This window comes from Streptomyces sp. NBC_01549 (assembly GCF_026339955.1).
Lineage (GTDB): Bacteria > Actinomycetota > Actinomycetes > Streptomycetales > Streptomycetaceae > Streptomyces.
In genome coordinates, this window is record NZ_JAPEPW010000001.1 from 4,707,872 (window position 1) to 4,725,824 (window position 17,953).

Genomic DNA, 17,953 nt, shown 5'->3' on the forward strand with positions numbered 1-17,953 from the left:
TCATTCGGTCGTCGGCGGGGCCGCGGCCTCCTCGGACGATGTGCTCGGCCCCGGAACAACGGATCCTTCGGAGTCGCCCCGCTCCGCGTCGTGCGCGCTCTCCGGGTCGAGGAGGGCGCAGACGACCGTGAGCAGCTGGTCGACGTCCACCGGCTTGGGTACGTAGTCGTTGGCACCGCGCGCGATGGACTTCTCGCGGTCTCCCGGCATCGCCTTCGCGGTGAGCGCGACGATCGGCAGGCCCGTCCAGCGGGGGGTGCGGCGGATGGCGGAGATCGTCTCGTAGCCGTCCATCTCCGGCATCATGATGTCCATCAGGACGAGTTCCACGTCGGGGTTACGCTCCAGGGTCTCGATGCCCTCGCGGCCGTTCTCCGCGTACAGGACGGGCATGCCGACGCGGCCCAGGACATGGGTGAGCGCGAAGACGTTGCGGATGTCGTCGTCCACGATCAGCACCCGCCGCCCCGGCAGGACCTGACCGGCCCGGCCGGCCTTCCACGCCTCCAGCTTGGTGGGGGTGGGCCAGGAGTCGTCGGTGTCGTGCGAGGTGTACGGCTCGGTGGACAGTTGCTCGGGCACGAGCGGCCGGTGGTCCTCGGGGGCGGGGCCGGTCGCCGTGTGTCCGGGGCTGATGACAGGGACGTACAGCGTGAAGGTGGAGCCCTTGCCGGGGGCGCTCTCCGCGATGATGCGGCCGCCGAGCAGCCCGGCGATCTCCCGGCTGATGGAGAGGCCGAGGCCGGTGCCGCCGTACTTGCGGTTGGTGGTGCCGTCGGCCTGCTGGAACGCCTCGAAGATCACCGGGAGTTTCTCGGCGGCGATCCCGATGCCGGTGTCGGAGACGGCGAAGGCGATCACGTCGTCGCTGTTCTCCCGGGTGAAGGCGTGGTCGGGGTCCTTGAGGCGGTTGACGCGCAGTTCGACCCGGCCGGTCGCGGTGAACTTGATCGCGTTGGACAGCAGATTGCGCAGGATCTGCTGGAGCCGCTGCTCGTCCGAGTACATCTCCCGCGGTACGTCCTCCCCGACCGTCACCTCGAAGGCGAGACCCCGGTCGAGGGTGAGCGGGCGGAACGTGGCGTGGACGTAGTCGAGGAGTTTGATCAGGGGGAGCTTCTTCGGGCGTACGTCCATGCGGCCCGCCTCGATCTTCGACAGGTCGAGGATGTCGTTGATGAGCTGGAGGAGGTCCGATCCCGAGCGGTGTATGGTCGCCGCGAACTGCACCTCCTGGTCGGAGAGATGGCCGTCCGGGTTGTCCGACAGCAGCCGGGCCAGGATCAGCAGCGAGTTCAGCGGGGTGCGCAGCTCGTGCGACATGTTCGCCAGGAACTCCGACTTGTACTGCGAGCTCGTCGCCAGGAGCGCCGCCTTCTCCTCCAGTTCGGCGTTCGAGCGTTGCAGTTCCGCCTGCTGCGACTGGAGTTCGTCCGAGCGGTCCTGGAGCTGGATGGCGAGGCGCTGGGACTCGCCGAGCAGGGACTCCGTACGGGAGTTGGCGATGATCGTGTTGATGGCCACGCCGATGGTGTTCACGAACTGGTCGAAGAAGGCCAGATGGACGTCGGAGAAGCGGGAGAAGGAGGCGAGCTCGATCACGCCGAGGAGTTTGTCCTCGAAGAGGATCGGGATGATGACGACGCTGGCGGGGGCGGCCTCCCCCAGACCGCTGTTGATCTTGATGTAGTCCGGTGGGGCCTCCTCCACGAGGATCCGCTTCTTCTCGCGGGCCGCCTGTCGGACCAGGCCGTGCACCGGCATGCCGCCCGTGTCGACCGTGGCGCCCTGCGCCGAGCCGTATCCGGCGATGAAGGCGAGCCCCTTGGCGGGGACGGCGGTGTGCAGGGAGGTCCCGTCCTCCTCCGGGTCGGCCAGGAAGAAGGCGCCGTACTGCGCGTTCACCAGCGGGGTCAGCTCGCGCAGGATCAGGTCGGCGACCTCCATCAGGTCGCGGTGGCCCTGCATCAGCGCGGCGAGGCGGGCGAGGTTCGACTCCAGCCAGTCCTTCGCGCGGGTCGTCTCGCGGAGGTTGGCCACCATCAGGTTGATGTTGTCCTTCAGCTCGGCGACCTCGCCCTGCGTCTCCACGGTGATGGAGCGGGACATGTCGCCCTGGGCCACGGCGGAGGCCACCTCGGCGATCGCGCGGACCTGGGTGGTGAGGTTGGAGGCGAGCTCGTTGACGTTGGTCGTGAGGCGCTTCCAGGTGCCGTACACGCCCTCGACCCGCGCCTGACCGCCGAGCTGGCCCTCCGAACCCACCTCGCGGGCCACCCGGGTGACCTCGGAGGAGAAGGAGGAGAGCGTGTCGACCATCGTGTTGATGGTCGTCTTCAGCTCGAGGATCTCACCGCGGGCGTCCACGTCGATCTTCTTGGAGAGGTCTCCCTGCGCCACGGCGGTGGCGACCTGGGCGATGTTCCGTACTTGTGAAGTCAGGTTGTCGGCCATGTAGTTGACGTTGTCGGTCAGGTCCCGCCAGACGCCGGAGACACCGAGGACCTGGGCTCGGCCGCCGAGCCGCCCGTCGGTGCCGACCTCGCGGGCCACCCGGGTCACCTCGTCGGCGAAGGCGCGCAGCTGCTCCACCATCGTGTTGACGGTGTCCTTCAGCTCCAGGATCTCGCCACGGGCGTCGACGGTGATCTTCTTCGACAGGTCGCCGTTCGCGACGGCCGTCGTCACCTGGGCGATGTTGCGGACCTGGGAGGTCAGGTTCAGGGCCATGAAGTTGACGTTGTCCGTCAGATCCTTCCAGACGCCCGAGACGCCCCTGACCTGGGCCTGACCGCCGAGGTTTCCCTCGGTGCCGACTTCGCGGGCGACGCGGGTGACTTCGTCGGCGAAGGCGGAGAGCTGGTCGACCATGGTGTTGATGGTCGACTTGAGTTCGAGGATCTCGCCCTTCGCCTCGACCGTGATCTTCTTGCCGAGGTCGCCCTGTGCGACGGCCGTGGAGACGAGGGCGATGTTGCGGACCTGCGAGGTCAGGTTGTCCGCCATGAAGTTGACGTTGTCGGTGAGGTCCTTCCAGACGCCTGAGACGCCTCTGACCTGGGCGCGACCGCCGAGGTTTCCCTCGGTGCCGACTTCGCGGGCGACGCGGGTGACTTCGTCGGCGAAGGCGGAGAGCTGGTCGACCATGGTGTTGATGGTCGACTTGAGTTCGAGGATCTCGCCCTTCGCGTCCACCGTGATCTTCTGGCTGAGGTCGCCGTTGGCCACGGCCGTGGTGACCTGGGCGATGTTGCGGACCTGGGAGGTCAGGTTCGAGGCCATGAAGTTGACGTTGTCGGTGAGGTCCTTCCAGACCCCGGAGACGCCCCTGACCTGGGCGCGGCCACCCAGTTGCCCTTCGGTGCCGACCTCGCGGGCGACGCGGGTGACTTCGTCGGCGAAGGCGGACAGCTGGTCGACCATTGTGTTCACGGTGAGCTTCAGTTCGAGCAGCTCACCGGTCGCCTCGACGGTCACCGTACGGGTCAGGTCGCCGCGCGCCACCGCCGTGGTCACCAGGGCGATGTCACGGACCTGGGCCGTCAGCCGGGACGCCATCGTGTTGACCGCCTCGGTCACATCGCGCCAACTGCCCGACAGCCCCTGCACTTTGGCGCGCCCGCCGAGACGGCCCTCGGTACCGACCTCGCGCGCGACCCGGGTCACCTCGCCCGTGAAGAGGGAGAGCTGATCGACCATCTTGTTGACGGCTCGCCCCAACCTCCTCAGATCGCCTCTGAGCTGGCGGTTGCCGTCGTGCAGGTCGACCCGCTGGGTGAGGTCGCCGCCGGCCACCGCGTCCAGGACGCGTGTCGCGTTCGCGGCGGGCGCCACCAGGGCGTCGAGCAGCTGGTTCACGTCGTTCACGCGGGTCGTCCAACCGCCCTGTCCCGGGCTCGCCGACAGCCGCTCGTCGAGCCGTCCGTGCCGGACCAGCTCCCGCCGGACCCGCTGCACTTCCGTGTTGAAGTGGGTGCTGCGGTCGATGATCTGGTTGAACGCCGCGCTCAGGTCGGCCACCAGGCCGTGCCCCGTCTCCGGAACCTTGGTGAAGTCGCCGTCCCGTGCGGCGGTCATCGCGGCGAGCAGCGGACGCAGATCGGACGCGGCGATCCGGCCGTCTTCGAATGCCCGAATCTGTCCGTCTTCGAGCACACGCGTAGCACTGTTCTCACTCATGGCGGCCCACTTCGGTAACTCGGTGCTTATGGGCGTGGCCAGTCTGTCACTCTGTCCGTGTCGCCTGAGGCGTATTCGTCCGAACTGCTCAGGGAGCCGCACAGTGGGGGCCATTCCGACGCAACGGGAGTCGCAACCGGACTCCATGGCGCTTGCCCCTGGTATGCCTGCGCACTACCGCGTGGGCCAGGAAGCCATAGCGCGCGCCGCGCTGCCGGGTACTCCGCTCGCGCCCGGCGCCGCCCGCCGTATGGTGCGCGAGGCGCTCGCCGACTGGGGGGAACTCGCCCTGCCCGGCGCCGAGATCGTCCGCGAGCGCCTGGCCGAGGACGCCGTCCTGGTCGTCAGCGAACTCGTCACCAACGCCGTCGTGCACGCGGGCACCGACGTCGAGCTGCTGTGCCGGCTGGAGATCACTGACGGCGGTGCGGTGGGCGCGGTGGTCGTCGAGGTCTCCGACCACCATCCCTCGCGGGCGGTACGCGAGGAGGCGGCCGAACGGGCTTACGGCACACCGGAGTACGGGCGGGGGCTGCGGTTGGTCGCCACTCTGTCGGAGGCGTGGGGGATCACGTATCGGACCGGAATCAAGACCGTGTGGGCGCGGCTGCCCGTGGACGGGGGGCTGGGCGGCGACGAGGGGCTGGGGGTCCAGGGTGGGTTGGGGCTTGAAGGTGGGGCGAGTGTTGAGGGTGGGTTAGGTGTGGGAGGTGGGTTAGGTGTTGAAGACGGGGTGGGTGTTGAAGGCGGGTTCGGCGTTGAGCGTGGGTTGAGTATGGGTGATGGGCTCGGTGCCGACAGGGGGACGGGCATCGGGCCGGGACCGGCCGGCGAGACGGTCGCTCCCGGACCGCGGCGAAGGCCGCGACAGGACGGCGACTGGCTCAACCGGGGCGCCCTCTCCTTCCTCGCCGAGGCCTCCGACCTGCTCGCCGGGCAGCTCGACGAGGACCTCGTGGCCGCGCTCGCCGGGCAGCTCCTCGTACCGCGGCTCGCCGACTGGTGCGCCGTATGGCTGGAGGACGAGGCCACCGACCGGGCGGGTGGGCTCGGACTGGCCCTGGGGCCACGCCTCGCCCGGGTCTGGCACGGCAGTGAGAACCGGATCGAGGAGTTGCGACGGGACCTGGAGAAGGATCCGCCGCGGTTGCCGGACTCGGTGCGGTCCCGGGCGGTGCCGGTGCCTTGGCCGGGGGAGGCGTTGGGCACGGACGAGGCGTTGGGCACAGGACAGGTGTCGGGGGAGATGGAGGGCGCGGGCGGGGCGGCGCTCGCGTACCGGCTGATCGCGGGCGGCCGGCCGCTCGGCACCCTCGTCATCGGTCGGGCCGGACTGACCGCCTTCCCCGACGAGATCACCGGGCTCGTCGAGGACCTCAGCCGCCGGATCGCCCTCGCCATCGGCGCGGCCCGCCAGTACGCCCGCCAGGCCACCATCAGCCGGGTCCTCCAGCGCGGCCTGCTGCCCGGCGCGGTCGCCGAGATCCCCGGGGTGCGCAGCGCCCTCGTGTACGAGCCGCTCGACAAGGGCGGACCCAGCGGCGACTTCTACGATCTGTTCCCCGCGGGCGACGGGCGCTGGTGCTTCGTCCTCGGCGATGTCCAGGGCAAAGGGCCCGAGGCCGCCGTCGTGATCGGCCTCGCCCGGCCCTGGGTGCGGCTGCTGGCCCGTGAGGGCTACCACGTCGCGGACGTCCTCGACCGTCTCAACCAGCTCCTCCTCGACGACGCGACGGAGGCGGCGGACGCGGCTGCCCGCGCGCTGGTGGCCGCGGGCGGGCCCGGTCTCGGCCCCGACGAGGGCCCGCAGACCCGTTTCCTGTCCATGCTGTACGGCGAGCTGGTGCCCTTCGAGGGCGGCGTACGCTGCACCCTCGCCTCCGCCGGGCATCCGCTGCCGCTGATCCTCGGCCCCGACGGCGACGTACGGGAAGTGGCCGAGCCGCAGACCCTCCTCGGTGTCTTCGAGGACGCGACCTACGTCTCCGAGACCTTCGACCTGTACCCCGGCGACACCGTCCTGTGCGTCACCGACGGGGTGACGGAGCGCCGCAGCGGGCCCCGCCAGTTCGATGACGACGAAGGGCTCGCGGAGGCCCTCGCGGGCTGTACGGGGCTGAGCGCCGAGCTCGTCGCGGAACGCATCCGGCGACTCGTGCACGAGTTCGGCAGCAAGCCGCCGGAGGACGACCTGGCGCTGTTGGTGCTGCAGGCGGAGTAGGGAGAGCGGGCGAAGTGGGGGGAGTGGGCGGAGCAGGGGGCGCAGGGGAGAAACGGCAGGTGAGCGGCTGGAAAGGGGTATGCGGCCGGGTACGGGACAATGGAAGGCATGCCTTCCGCACTTCCCGACGGTGAGCCCGTCCCCGCCGACGGGGCGCTGCCCGCGCACGCCCTGGCCGGAGCCGCCGAGCGCCCCCTCGGGTTCTACCTCCATGTGCCGTACTGCGCGACCCGCTGCGGCTACTGCGACTTCAACACCTACACGGCGACCGAGCTGCGCGGCACCGGAGGCGTGCTCGCCTCCCGCGACAACTACGCGGAGACGCTGATCGACGAGGTGCGGCTCGCCCGCAAGGTCCTCGGCGACGACCCTCGACCCGTCCGTACGGTGTTCGTCGGAGGCGGTACGCCCACGCTGCTGGCCGCCGACGATCTCGTACGGATGCTGGGGGCGATCCGGGACGAGTTCGGGCTCGCGGACGACGCGGAGATCACGACCGAGGCGAACCCGGAGTCGGTGGACCCGGAGTATCTGCGGACGCTACGGACCGGAGGGTTCAACCGGATCTCCTTCGGCATGCAGAGCGCACGGCAGCACGTCCTCAAGGTGCTCGACCGTACGCACACCCCCGGCCGGCCCGAGGCGTGTGTCGCGGAGGCGCGTGCGGCCGGGTTCGAGCATGTGAACCTCGACCTGATCTATGGCACGCCCGGTGAGTCCGACGACGACTGGCGGGCCTCGCTGGACGCCGCGCTCGGTGCCGGGCCCGACCATGTGTCCGCGTACGCGCTGATCGTCGAGGAAGGGACGCAGCTCGCCCGTCGTATCCGGCGGGGCGAGGTCGCGATGACGGACGACGATGTGCACGCGGACCGGTATCTGATCGCCGACGAGGTGCTCTCCGAGGCGGGATTCGACTGGTACGAGGTGTCCAACTGGGCGACTTCGGACGCCGGCCGGTGCCTGCACAACGAGCTGTACTGGCGGGGTGCCGACTGGTGGGGGGCCGGTCCCGGGGCCCACAGCCACGTGGGCGGGGTGCGGTGGTGGAACGTGAAGCATCCCGGGGCGTATGCGGGGGCGTTGGCCGCGGGGCGGTCTCCGGGGGCGGGGCGTGAGCTCCTCTCCGAGGAGGACCGGAGGGTGGAGCGAATCCTGCTGGAGCTGCGACTCCGGGAGGGGTGTCCGTTGTCTCTGCTCCGGCCCGCGGGGCTTGCGGCGGCGGGGCGTGCGCTGTCTGAAGGGTTGCTCGAGTCCGGGCCGTACGGCGAGGGACGGGCGGTTCTCACGTTGCGTGGGCGGTTGCTGGCGGATGCGGTGGTCAGGGACCTGGTGGACTGAGGGGGGCTGCGCCCCCACCTCCGGCTGTGTTCCTCGGCTGCGGGCGGGTGGGGGCTGGTCACGCAGTACCCCGCGCCCCTAAAAGCCTTCAGCCTGTCCGGCGTTCGAGGACGAGGCCGTTCGGGCCGGTCGGGGGTTCGGGGGCGGAGCCCCCGAGTAGGGATGGGACGGGTCGGGGCGGCGGGGGCGAAGATCGGTTTTGTCAGTGCGGCGTTGTGACGAAGTCGATGAGTTCTTCCACTCGGCCCAGGAGCTCCGGCTGGAGGTCCTTGTAGGAGTGGACGCGGGACAGGATGTACTGCCAGGCGGCGCCGGTGTTCTCGGGCCACCCGAGGGCGCGGCAGACGCCCGTTTTCCAGTCCTGGCCGTGGGGGACCCGGGGCCAGGCCGGGATGCCCACGGAGGACGGCTTCACGGCTTCCCAGATGTCGATGTAGGGGTGGCCGAGGACCAGGGCGTGATCGCTCGTGACCGACGCCGCGATGCGGGACTCCTTGCTGCCGGGGACCAGGTGGTCGACGAGGACGCCGAGGCGGGCGTCCGGCCCGGGTGAGAATTCCGTCACGATCGCGGGCAGGTCGTCGATGCCCTCCAGGTACTCGACCACGACGCCCTCGATGCGCAGATCGTCGCCCCAGACCCGTTCGACCAGCTCGGCGTCGTGGCGGCCCTCCACGTAGATCCGGCCGGCCCGGGCGACCCGGGCCCGCGCGCCGGGCACGGCCACCGAACCGGAGGCCGTGCGGGTGGGACGGAGGGGAGCGGCGTTCGGGGAGGGAGCGGGGCGGGTGAGCGTGACGACCCGGCCCTCCAGGAGGAAGCCACGGGGTTCCAGAGGGAACACGCGGTGCTTGCCGAAGCGGTCCTCCAGTGTCACCGTGCCCGCCTCGCAGCGGATCACCGCACCGCAGAAGCCGGTACCCGGCTCCTCGACCACCAGGCCCGGCTCCGCCGGAACCTCCGGCACGGGCTTGGGCTTCTTCCACGGCGGGGTCAGGTCCGGAGAGTACTGGCGCATTCGGATGACGATAGGAGAAGCCCGGCGGCGCTCACGGCGACACGCCGAAACGCGACACGCCGAAACGCGCGGCCAGGGCGTCCCGCTGGGACCGTACGAACCCGGCGTCCACGACCGCTCCGTGACCGGGCACGTACAGCGCGTCCTCCCCGCCGAGGTCGAGCAACCGGTCGAGGGCACCTGGCCAGCGCGACGGCACGGCGTCGGGGCCCGCCTGGGGCTCGCCGGACTCCTCGACCAGGTCGCCGCAGAACACCACCGTCGGGTCGCCCGGCACCACGACCACGAGGTCGTGGGCGGTGTGGCCCTCGCCCGTCCGCACCAGCAGGACCTCGACGCCGCCGGCGAGTTCGAGATGCCAGGTGCCCCACACGTAGTTCCGGGGACGCACCAGGGTGTCCGCCGCGTCCTCCGCCGCCCGCGCGTCCAGCCCGCCCCGTACCGCGTCCGTGTACAGCTCCTCGCGCCCGTGCTCGTACACCTCGGCCGAGCCGCCCGCGACGAGGACCTCCGCGCCCGCGAACGCCGCCGCGCCCAGGACATGGTCGAAGTGGGGGTGGGTGAGCGCGAGGAAGGTCACACGGCGGCCGGCGAGCGTCTGCGCCTCCCTGCGCAACCGGGCGCCCTCCGCGAGGCTCGACCCCGGGTCGACGATCAGCGCCCCACCCTCGCTCACGACCAGCCCGACCGTGCAGTCCCAGACCGGAAGCCGCTGCCGCCCCACCCGCCGTGTCAGCGGCTCCCACCCTGCCTCTTTCCAAGTCACCTTCATACGCCGACGCTAGCGGTGAGGGCGTGGACGGTACGACATCGCGGGCAGGGACGGTACGACATCGAGGGCTTGGACGGTGTGACATCGCGGGACACGTCCGTGTACGTCGGTGCACCTTGCACAAGATCGCGGGGCCGCCCTTGCCTGGGCCGTACCCACCGGCCGTACACTGGGCCGGGGAATGCTGGCACTCGCATGCGATGAGTGCCAAGCGAGGCGCCGAGGGGTCGACAGCTGGAGGTGTGCGCGATGCTCAGTGAACGCAGGCTCGAAGTGCTGCGCGCCATCGTCCAGGACTATGTCGGCACCGACGAGCCGGTCGCGGTCGGGTCCAAGGCGCTGACCGAGCGGCACCGGCTGGGGGTCTCCCCGGCCACCGTCCGTAACGACATGGCGGCCCTGGAGGACGAGGGGTACATCGCCCAGCCGCACACCAGTGCCGGGCGGATCCCCACCGACAAGGGCTACCGGCTCTTCGTCGACAAGCTCGCCGGCGTCAAGCCGATGACCGCGCCCGAGCGGCGGGCCATTCAGAACTTCCTGGACGGCGCCGTCGACCTCGACGACGTCGTCGCGCGGACGGTGCGGCTGCTCGCGCAGCTGACGCGGCAGGTCGCCGTCGTGCAGTATCCGTCGCTGACGAGATCGACCGTGCGGCACGTGGAACTGCTGTCCCTCGCCCCCGCCCGTGTGATGCTCGTGCTGATCACGGACACCGGGCGGGTCGAACAGCGCATGATCGACTGCCCGGCGCCGTTCGGAGAAACGTCTCTCGCGGATCTGCGGGCCCGGCTGAACAGCAGGGTCGCGGGCCGTCGCTTCGCGGACGTCCCGCAGCTCGTGCAGGACCTCCCGGACGCGTTCGAGGCGGAGGACCGAGGTACGGTCGCGACGGTGCTCTCCATCCTTCTGGAGACGCTCGTCGAGGAGACCGAGGAGCGGCTGATGATCGGCGGGACCGCCAATCTGACGCGTTTCGGACATGACTTCCCTCTCACCATCCGGCCGGTGCTCGAAGCGCTGGAGGAGCAGGTTGTGCTCCTCAAGTTGCTTGGTGAGGCCGGGGATTCGAGCATGACCGTGCGAATCGGTCACGAGAACGCGTATGAGGGACTCAACTCCACGTCCGTGGTCTCGGTCGGCTACGGTTCGGGCGGCGAGGCAGTAGCCAAACTCGGCGTGGTCGGCCCGACCCGCATGGATTACCCGGGAACGATGGGAGCGGTACGAGCGGTGGCACGGTACGTCGGACAGATCCTGGCGGAGTCGTAAGTGGCCACGGACTACTACGCCGTACTCGGCGTGCGCCGCGACGCGTCCCAGGACGAGATCAAGAAGGCTTTCCGGCGGCTCGCACGCGAGCTGCACCCGGACGTCAATCCCGATCCGAAGACGCAGGAGCGGTTCAAGGAGATCAACGCCGCGTACGAGGTGTTGTCGGACCCGCAGAAGAAGCAGGTCTACGACCTCGGCGGCGACCCGCTGTCCCAGTCGGGCGGCGGCGGTGCGGGCGGCTTCGGAGCCGGTGGGTTCGGGAACTTCTCGGACATCATGGACGCCTTCTTCGGTACGGCGTCACAGCGCGGTCCGCGGTCGCGGACGCGGCGTGGCCAGGACGCCATGATCCGGCTCGAGATCGAGCTGGACGAGGCGGCCTTCGGCACGACGAAGGACATCCAGGTCGACACGGCCGTCGTCTGCGCCACCTGCAACGGTGAGGGCGCGGCGCCGGGTACCTCGGCCCAGACCTGTGACATGTGTCGCGGGCGGGGTGAGGTGTCCCAGGTCACGCGGTCCTTCCTCGGGCAGGTCATGACCTCCCGGCCGTGTCCGCAGTGTCAGGGCTTCGGGACCGTCGTCCCGACTCCCTGCCCCGAGTGCGCCGGTGACGGGCGAGTCCGGTCGCGTCGCACGCTGACCGTCAAGATCCCCGCCGGTGTCGACAACGGCACGCGGATCCAGCTCGCGGGCGAGGGCGAGGTCGGCCCCGGCGGCGGTCCCGCCGGTGACCTGTACGTCGAGATCCACGAGCTGCCGCACTCGACCTTCCAGCGGCGCGGAGACGATCTGCACTGCACGGTGACCATTCCGATGACCGCGGCGTCGCTCGGCACCAAGGTGCCGCTGGAGACGCTCGACGGTCTTGAGGAGGTCGACATCCGTCCGGGTACGCAGTCCGGGCAGTCGATCCCGCTGCACGGGCGGGGTGTCACGCATCTGCGGGGCGGTGGCCGGGGTGACCTCATCGTGCATGTCGAGGTGACCACGCCCACAAAGCTCGATCCCGAGCAGGAGCGGTTGCTGCGGGAGCTGGCGCAGCTGCGGGGGGAGGAGCGGCCCACGGGGCAGTTCCAGCCCGGGCAGCAGGGCCTGTTCTCGCGCCTGAAGGACGCGTTCAACGGTCGCTGACGGGTGTTCCTGGGGGCTCCGCCCCCAGGCGCTCGACGGTCGCTCGACAGTCCATCCCCATGGTCTATGCCAGACGGAAGGCCCGATTCGGACTTGTTCAAAGGACGTGACAACATGCCGTCATGTCCACCGCACTGACCGATCTCTTCCCTCACCCGATCGTGCAGGCCCCCATGGCGGGCGGCGTCTCCGTCCCGCAACTCGCGGCCGCCGTGTCCGAGGCCGGCGGGCTCGGGTTCCTCGCCGCCGGGTACAAGACCGCCGACGGTATGTACCAGGAGATCAAGCAGTTGCGCGGGCTCACAGGCCGCCCCTTCGGGGTCAATCTGTTCATGCCGCAGCCCGAGTACGCGGACCCCGCCGCGGTCGAGGTCTACGCCCACCAGCTCGCGGGCGAGTCCTCCTGGTACGAGACCGGCCTCGGTGACCCGGACAGCGGCCGTGACGACGGCTACGACGCCAAGCTCGCCGTCCTCCACGACAACCCGGTCCCGGTGGTCTCGTTCCACTTCGGCGTCCCGAGCCGCGACGTCCTGGACTCCCTGCGCCGCGCCGGCACCCTCACCGTGGTCACCGCGACCACGGCCGAGGAGGCGCTCGCCGTGCAGCGGGCCGGCGCCGACGCGGTCATCGTGCAGGGCGTGGAGGCGGGCGGCCACCAGGGCACCCACCGCGACAACCCGGAGACGGACGGTACGGGTATCGGGCTGCTGTCGCTGATCGCGCAGGTCCGCGAGACCGTGGACCTTCCGATCATCGCCGCCGGCGGCATCATGCGCGGCAGCCAGATCGCCGCGGTGCTCGCCGCGGGCGCGAGCGCGGCGCAGCTCGGCACCGCGTTCCTCCCCACCCCGGAGTCCGGCGCCCACGTCGTGCACAAGCAGGCGCTGACCAACCCCCTGTTCGTGCGGACGGAGCTGACGCGCGCGTTCTCCGGGCGTCCGGCACGCGGTCTGGTGAACCGCTTCATGCGTGAGCACGGCCCGTACGCGCCCGCCGCGTACCCCGAGGTCCACCACCTCACCTCTCCGCTGCGCAAGGCGGCCGCCAAGGCGGGCGACGCGCAGGGCATGGCGCTGTGGGCGGGGCAGGGGCACCGCATGGCGCGCGACCTGCCCGCCGGGCAGCTGGTGGAGGTCCTGAACACGGAGCTCGCGGCGGCCAGGACAGCGTTGTCGGCCGCCGGGGAAGCGGAGGGCGAGATCCGATGACGGCACCGGTGTTCGTGGTCGAGCACTTCGAGGCGGGCAGCGGCGGACGGTACGTCCTCGACGGCCCCGAAGGGCGCCACGCCGTCTCCGTGAAGCGGCTGCGGGCCGGCGAGGACGTCATCCTCACCGACGGGGCCGGGCGTTGGGCGGACTGCGTGGTGCTGGGCACCGAGGGCAAGGACCGGCTGATCGTCCAGATGGACTCGTACAGCGAGGAGCCCGCGGAGGAGCCCCGTATCACCGTGGTCCAGGCCCTGCCCAAGGGCGACCGGGGCGAGGTGGCCGTGGAGACGATGACCGAGACCGGCGTCGACGCGATCGTCCCCTGGGCCGCCTCCCGTTGCATCACCCAGTGGAAGGGCGACCGGGGTCTGAAGGCGCTCGCCAAGTGGCGGGCCACGGCCCGGGAAGCCGGTAAGCAGTCGCGCAGGGTGCGCTTCCCGGAGATCGGGGACGCGGCGACGACCAAACAGGTTGCCGCGCTTCTGGCCAATGCCGACTTCGCGGCGGTGCTGCACGAGGACACCGAGGTCGGCACCGAGCCGTTCGTGACGGCCGAACTCCCCACCTCGGGCGAGATCGTGCTGGTGGTCGGCCCCGAGGGCGGGATCTCCCCCGAGGAGATCGAGGTGTTCACCGGGGCGGGCGCGAAGACGTACCACCTGGGACGTACCGTGCTGCGCACATCGACCGCCGGGACGGTGGCGACCGCGGTGCTGATGGCACGCTCCGGCCGCTGGCACTAGGCCCTGTCGTCTAGTTGACGAGTGGCTCCTGTCGCGGAATTGACGCAGTTTCACGCATACGCGTTCGACGGGAGCGCACGCGGGTGTGTAGTGGCCGTATGGGGTCTACCGCGACGCGCGGGACAGTGGCACTCTGCCGTCTATGGGGGCATTGATGCGTATTCGACGATTGGTGAGGCGACTGGTGACGGGCCGTCGGGGACCGATGGTCGCCGGGCTGGCCGTGGTGAGCGCCTTCGGGGTGGCCGCGTGCGAACCGGTCGGCGGGCTGAGCGCCTCAGCGGTGGCCTACACGACCGACCGGGCCGGGACCGCGGAGCTGCAGCGCCGGCACGTCGACGTGCAGTACCTGAGCTGCACCGGGTCGTACAGCGGCGGGAACAAGGCCTATACCCCGGGGCACACGCCGTCGGCCTCCAGCTCCACGCCCTCCGTGGTGGAGGTGGACTGCCGGGGCCAGACCAAGGACCGGCGGGAGATCACCATCACCGGGAAGGTCACCCGCGAGGTCGAGGGCAAGTGCGTCCGCGGGGACCTGACGGCCAAGGTCGGCGGCAAGAAGTGGTTCCACGTGAACGTGCTGGGCAACTGCAACGCCCCGAGCACGCCCTCGTACACGCCCCCGACCTACAACGCGCCCACCTACCGCCGGCCGGGCCCCACCGCCACCGTCACCGTCACGAAGACCATGTGGTGCAAGGGCGATCCCACCTGCTGGCCCTCGCAGGGCAAGTGATCCGAACCCCTGTCGGGCGGAGCCGTCGCTGCATAGGGTGATCGGGTGACTCAGTCTGCATCGTCCGCATCATCGGTATTGCCTGCGTACCTCCGGTATCCGCATCTGCACGGCGATCTGGTCGCCTTCACCGCCGAGGACGACGTCTGGATCGCCCCCCTCGACGGCGGCGGCCGCGCCTGGCGGGTCAGCGCCGACAACGTCCCGGTGAACCACCCCCGGATCTCCCCGGACGGCGCCACCGTCGCCTGGACGTCGACGCGCGACGGGGCGCCCGAGGTGCATGCCGCGCCGCTGGAGGGCGGACCGTCCACCCGGCTGACGTACTGGGGGAGTTCGAAGACCCAGGTGCGCGGCTGGACCCCGGACGGCCAGGTGCTCGTGCTCAGCACCCAGGGCCAGGCCAGCCTGCGCCGCAGCTGGGCCCGGGCGGTCCCGCTCGACGGGGGCCCCGCGACCACCCTCCCGTACGGGCCGGTCGGCGACGTCGTGCACGGCGACGGGGGTGTGCTGCTGCTGTCCGCTTCCATGGGGCGCGAGGCCGCCTGGTGGAAGCGGTACCGGGGCGGTACGGCGGGCAAGTTGTGGATCGACCGGGACGGCGGCGACGGGGTGGCGGCCGGCGAGTTCGTACGGCTGCACGAGGAGTTGGACGGGAACCTCGAATACCCCTTGTGGGTGGGCGAGCGTGTCGCCTTCCTGTCCGACCACGAGGGGGTCGGGGCCCTCTACTCCTCCCTCGCCGACGGGTCCGATCTGCGTCGGCACACCCCCATCGACGGTTTTTACGCCCGGCACGCGGCGACCGACGGCGCCCGGGTCGTGTACGCGTCCGCCGGTGAACTGTGGCTCCTCGACGACCTGGACGGCGCCGAGCCGCGCCGGCTCGACCTGCGGCTCGGCGGACAGCGCGTCGACCAGCAGCCGCACCCCGTGAGCGCCTCCCGCTGGTTCTCGGCCGCCGCCCCCGACCACACCGGACGCGGCAGCGCCGTCTCCGTGCGCGGCGCCGTCCACTGGGTCACCCACCGCTCAGGACCGGCCCGCGCGCTCGCCGCCCGGCCCGGTGTCCGCGCCCGGCTGCCCCGCGCCTTCCGGGTGGAGGGCGAGGAGTACGTGGTGTGGGTGACGGACGCGGCGGGCGACGACGCGCTGGAGTTCGCCCCGGCGACCGGTCTCGCGCCCGGAGCGACCCCGCGCCGGCTCGCGGTCGGGCAGCTCGGACGGGTCCTCGGGCTCGCCATGGCACCCGACGGCAGCCGCGCCGCCGTCGCCTCGCACGACGGACGGGTACTGCTCGTCGAGCGGGAGACCGGAGAGGTGCGGGAGGTCGACCGGAGCGCGGACGGCGAGGTCTCCGGGCTCGTCTTCTCACCGGACTCCGCCTGGCTCGCGTGGTCGCACCCCGGCCCGCGCCCGCTGCGCCAGCTCAAGCTGGCCAACACCGCCGACCTGTCGGTGACCGAGGCGACCCCGCTGCGCTTCCGTGACTACGCGCCCGCGTTCACCCTCGACGGCAAGCACCTGGCCTTCCTCTCGGCCCGCTCCTTCGACCCCGTCTATGACGAACACGTCTTCGACCTCGCGTTCGTCGGAGGCGCCCGGCCGCATCTGATCACCCTGGCCGCGACCACCCCGTCCCCCTTCGGACCGCAGCGCCACGGCCGCCCCTTCGAGGCACCCGACAAGGACGAGACGCCCGACAGCGAGGGCGCCCCCACCACCCGGATCGACCTCGACGGACTCGCCGACCGGATCGTCCCGTTCCCCGTCGAGGCGGCCCGGTACTCGACCCTGAGCGCCGCCAAGGACGGGCTGCTGTGGCTGCGCCACCCGGTCGTCGGAGTCCTCGGCGCCTCCCGCGCCACCCCGGACGACCCGGACCCGAAGACCGAACTGGAGCGGTACGACCTCGCCCAGCAGCGCGTCGAGCACCTCGCCGCGGACGCCGACCACTTCGCCGTCAGCGGCGACGGCAAACGCGTCCTGCTGTGGACCGACGGCACGCTCAAGGTCGTCCCCAGCGACCGTCGCGCCTCGAACGACGACGACAGCGACACGAACATCACCGTCGACCTCTCCCGGGTCCGCCAGACCGTCGACCCGGCCGCCGAGTGGCGGCAGATGTACGACGAGACCGGCCGCCTCATGCGCGACAACTTCTGGCGGCCCGACCTGGGCGGGGTCGACTGGGACGGCGTACTGGACCGGTACCGGCAGGTGCTCGAACGGGTCGCCACCCACGACGACCTCGTCGACCTGCTGTGGGAGGTGCAGGGCGAGCTCGGCACCTCCCACGCGTACGTGACCCCGCGCGGCGGCTGGGGCGCCGGCGACCGGGCGCAGGGACTGCTCGGGGCGGACATCTCCCGCCACGAGGACGGCAGTTGGCGCATCGACCGGATCCTCCCCTCGGAGACCTCCGACCCGCACGCGCGGGCGCCGCTCGCCGCGCCCGGCGTCGCGGTGCGCGCGGGGGACGCGATCGTCGCGGTCGCCGGGCAGCCGGTGGACCCGGTGGCCGGACCCGGACCGCTGCTCGTCGGCACCGCGGGCAAGCCGGTCGAGCTGACCGTCTCCCCGGCGGGCGGCGGCGATCCGCGGCACGCCGTCGTCGTCCCGCTCGCCGACGAGGAGCCGCTGCGCTATCACGCCTGGGTCGCGGACCGGCGCGCCTACGTCCATGAACGGTCGGGCGGCAGACTCGGCTATCTCCACGTGCCCGACATGCAGGCGCCCGGCTGGGCCCAGATCCACCGTGACCTGCGGATCGAGGTGGCCAGGGAGGGGCTGGTCGTGGACGTCCGGGAGAACCGCGGCGGCCACACCTCGCAACTGGTCGTCGAGAAGCTCGCGCGGCGGATCGTGGGCTGGGACCTGCCGCGCGGGATGCGGCCGTACAGCTATCCGGAGGACGCGCCGCGCGGACCGGTCGTCGCCGTCGCCAACGAGTTCTCCGGCTCGGACGGCGACATCGTCAACGCGGCGATCAAGGCGCTGGGTATCGGGCCGGTCGTCGGGACGCGGACATGGGGCGGCGTCGTCGGCATCGACAGCCGCTACCGGCTCGTCGACGGCACCCTCGTCACCCAGCCCAAGTACGCGTTCTGGCTGGACGGTTACGAGTGGGGCGTGGAGAACCACGGTGTCGACCCGGACGTCGAGGTCGTCCAGCGGCCGCAGGACCACGCGGCCGGGCGCGACGCGCAGCTCGACGAGGCGATCCGGATCGCGCTGGCCGCGCTCGCGGAGAACCCGGCGAAGACGGCCCCTGTCCTGCCGGAGCTTTGACCGGGCTTGTGCGGCGCCGTCGTGACGCG

Annotated in this window: 11 protein-coding genes; 8 read left to right on the forward strand and 3 right to left on the reverse strand. The window is 71.2% G+C overall.

Annotation, left to right across the window (positions count from 1 at the left end; all coding sequences use genetic code 11):
- A complete protein-coding gene (locus OG819_RS20895) occupies positions 1-4,179 on the reverse strand; it encodes a HAMP domain-containing protein (protein WP_266650813.1) in 4,179 nt (1,392 codons plus the stop codon).
- A gap of 163 nt (positions 4,180-4,342) precedes the next feature.
- Between OG819_RS20895 and OG819_RS20900 the strand changes: the two genes are divergently transcribed.
- Both OG819_RS20900 and hemW read left to right on the forward strand, forming a co-directional pair.
- Positions 4,343-6,400: a SpoIIE family protein phosphatase gene (locus OG819_RS20900; protein ID WP_266624660.1), complete on the forward strand. Its 2,058-nt coding sequence runs from the start codon at positions 4,343-4,345 to the stop codon at positions 6,398-6,400.
- 108 nt (positions 6,401-6,508) lie between these two features.
- Positions 6,509-7,741 carry a radical SAM family heme chaperone HemW gene (gene hemW, locus OG819_RS20905; protein ID WP_266624659.1) on the forward strand — a complete coding sequence of 411 codons (1,233 nt, stop codon included), beginning with the start codon at positions 6,509-6,511 and terminating at the stop codon, positions 7,739-7,741.
- Positions 7,742-7,943: 202 nt separating this feature from the next.
- Here hemW and OG819_RS20910 read toward each other — a convergent pair whose 3' ends face one another.
- Positions 7,944-8,759, reverse strand: a complete 816-nt coding sequence (locus OG819_RS20910; RefSeq protein ID WP_266650814.1) for a DUF3097 domain-containing protein — start codon at positions 8,757-8,759, stop codon at positions 7,944-7,946.
- 31 nt (positions 8,760-8,790) lie between these two features.
- Complete coding sequence (locus tag OG819_RS20915; RefSeq protein ID WP_266650815.1) at positions 8,791-9,531, reverse strand: MBL fold metallo-hydrolase; 741 nt, start codon at positions 9,529-9,531, stop codon at positions 8,791-8,793.
- 249 nt (positions 9,532-9,780) lie between these two features.
- Here OG819_RS20915 and hrcA point away from each other — a divergent pair, with 249 nt between their 5' ends.
- The 6 genes from hrcA (at position 9,781) to OG819_RS20945 (ending at position 17,924) form a co-directional block, all read left to right on the forward strand.
- A complete protein-coding gene (gene hrcA / locus OG819_RS20920; protein WP_266650816.1) occupies positions 9,781-10,803 on the forward strand; it encodes a heat-inducible transcriptional repressor HrcA in 1,023 nt (340 codons plus the stop codon).
- Positions 10,804-11,940 (forward strand): molecular chaperone DnaJ, encoded by a 1,137-nt coding sequence (gene dnaJ / locus OG819_RS20925; RefSeq protein ID WP_101405225.1) that lies wholly within the window; start codon positions 10,804-10,806, stop codon positions 11,938-11,940.
- Positions 11,941-12,062: 122 nt separating this feature from the next.
- Positions 12,063-13,151: a nitronate monooxygenase gene (locus OG819_RS20930; protein WP_266624655.1), complete on the forward strand. Its 1,089-nt coding sequence runs from the start codon at positions 12,063-12,065 to the stop codon at positions 13,149-13,151.
- Positions 13,148-13,897: a 16S rRNA (uracil(1498)-N(3))-methyltransferase gene (locus OG819_RS20935; protein WP_266624654.1), complete on the forward strand. Its 750-nt coding sequence runs from the start codon at positions 13,148-13,150 to the stop codon at positions 13,895-13,897. The genes OG819_RS20930 and OG819_RS20935 overlap by 4 nt, the downstream gene beginning before the upstream one ends.
- Before the next feature lie 205 nt (positions 13,898-14,102).
- The gene (locus tag OG819_RS20940) at positions 14,103-14,633 is read left to right on the forward strand and encodes a hypothetical protein (RefSeq protein ID WP_266591108.1); all 531 of its coding nucleotides are present in this window, start codon (positions 14,103-14,105) and stop codon (positions 14,631-14,633) included.
- Positions 14,634-14,678: 45 nt separating this feature from the next.
- Positions 14,679-17,924 carry a S41 family peptidase gene (locus OG819_RS20945; RefSeq protein ID WP_266650817.1) on the forward strand — a complete coding sequence of 1,082 codons (3,246 nt, stop codon included), beginning with the start codon at positions 14,679-14,681 and terminating at the stop codon, positions 17,922-17,924.
- Positions 17,925-17,953 lie beyond the last annotated feature (29 nt).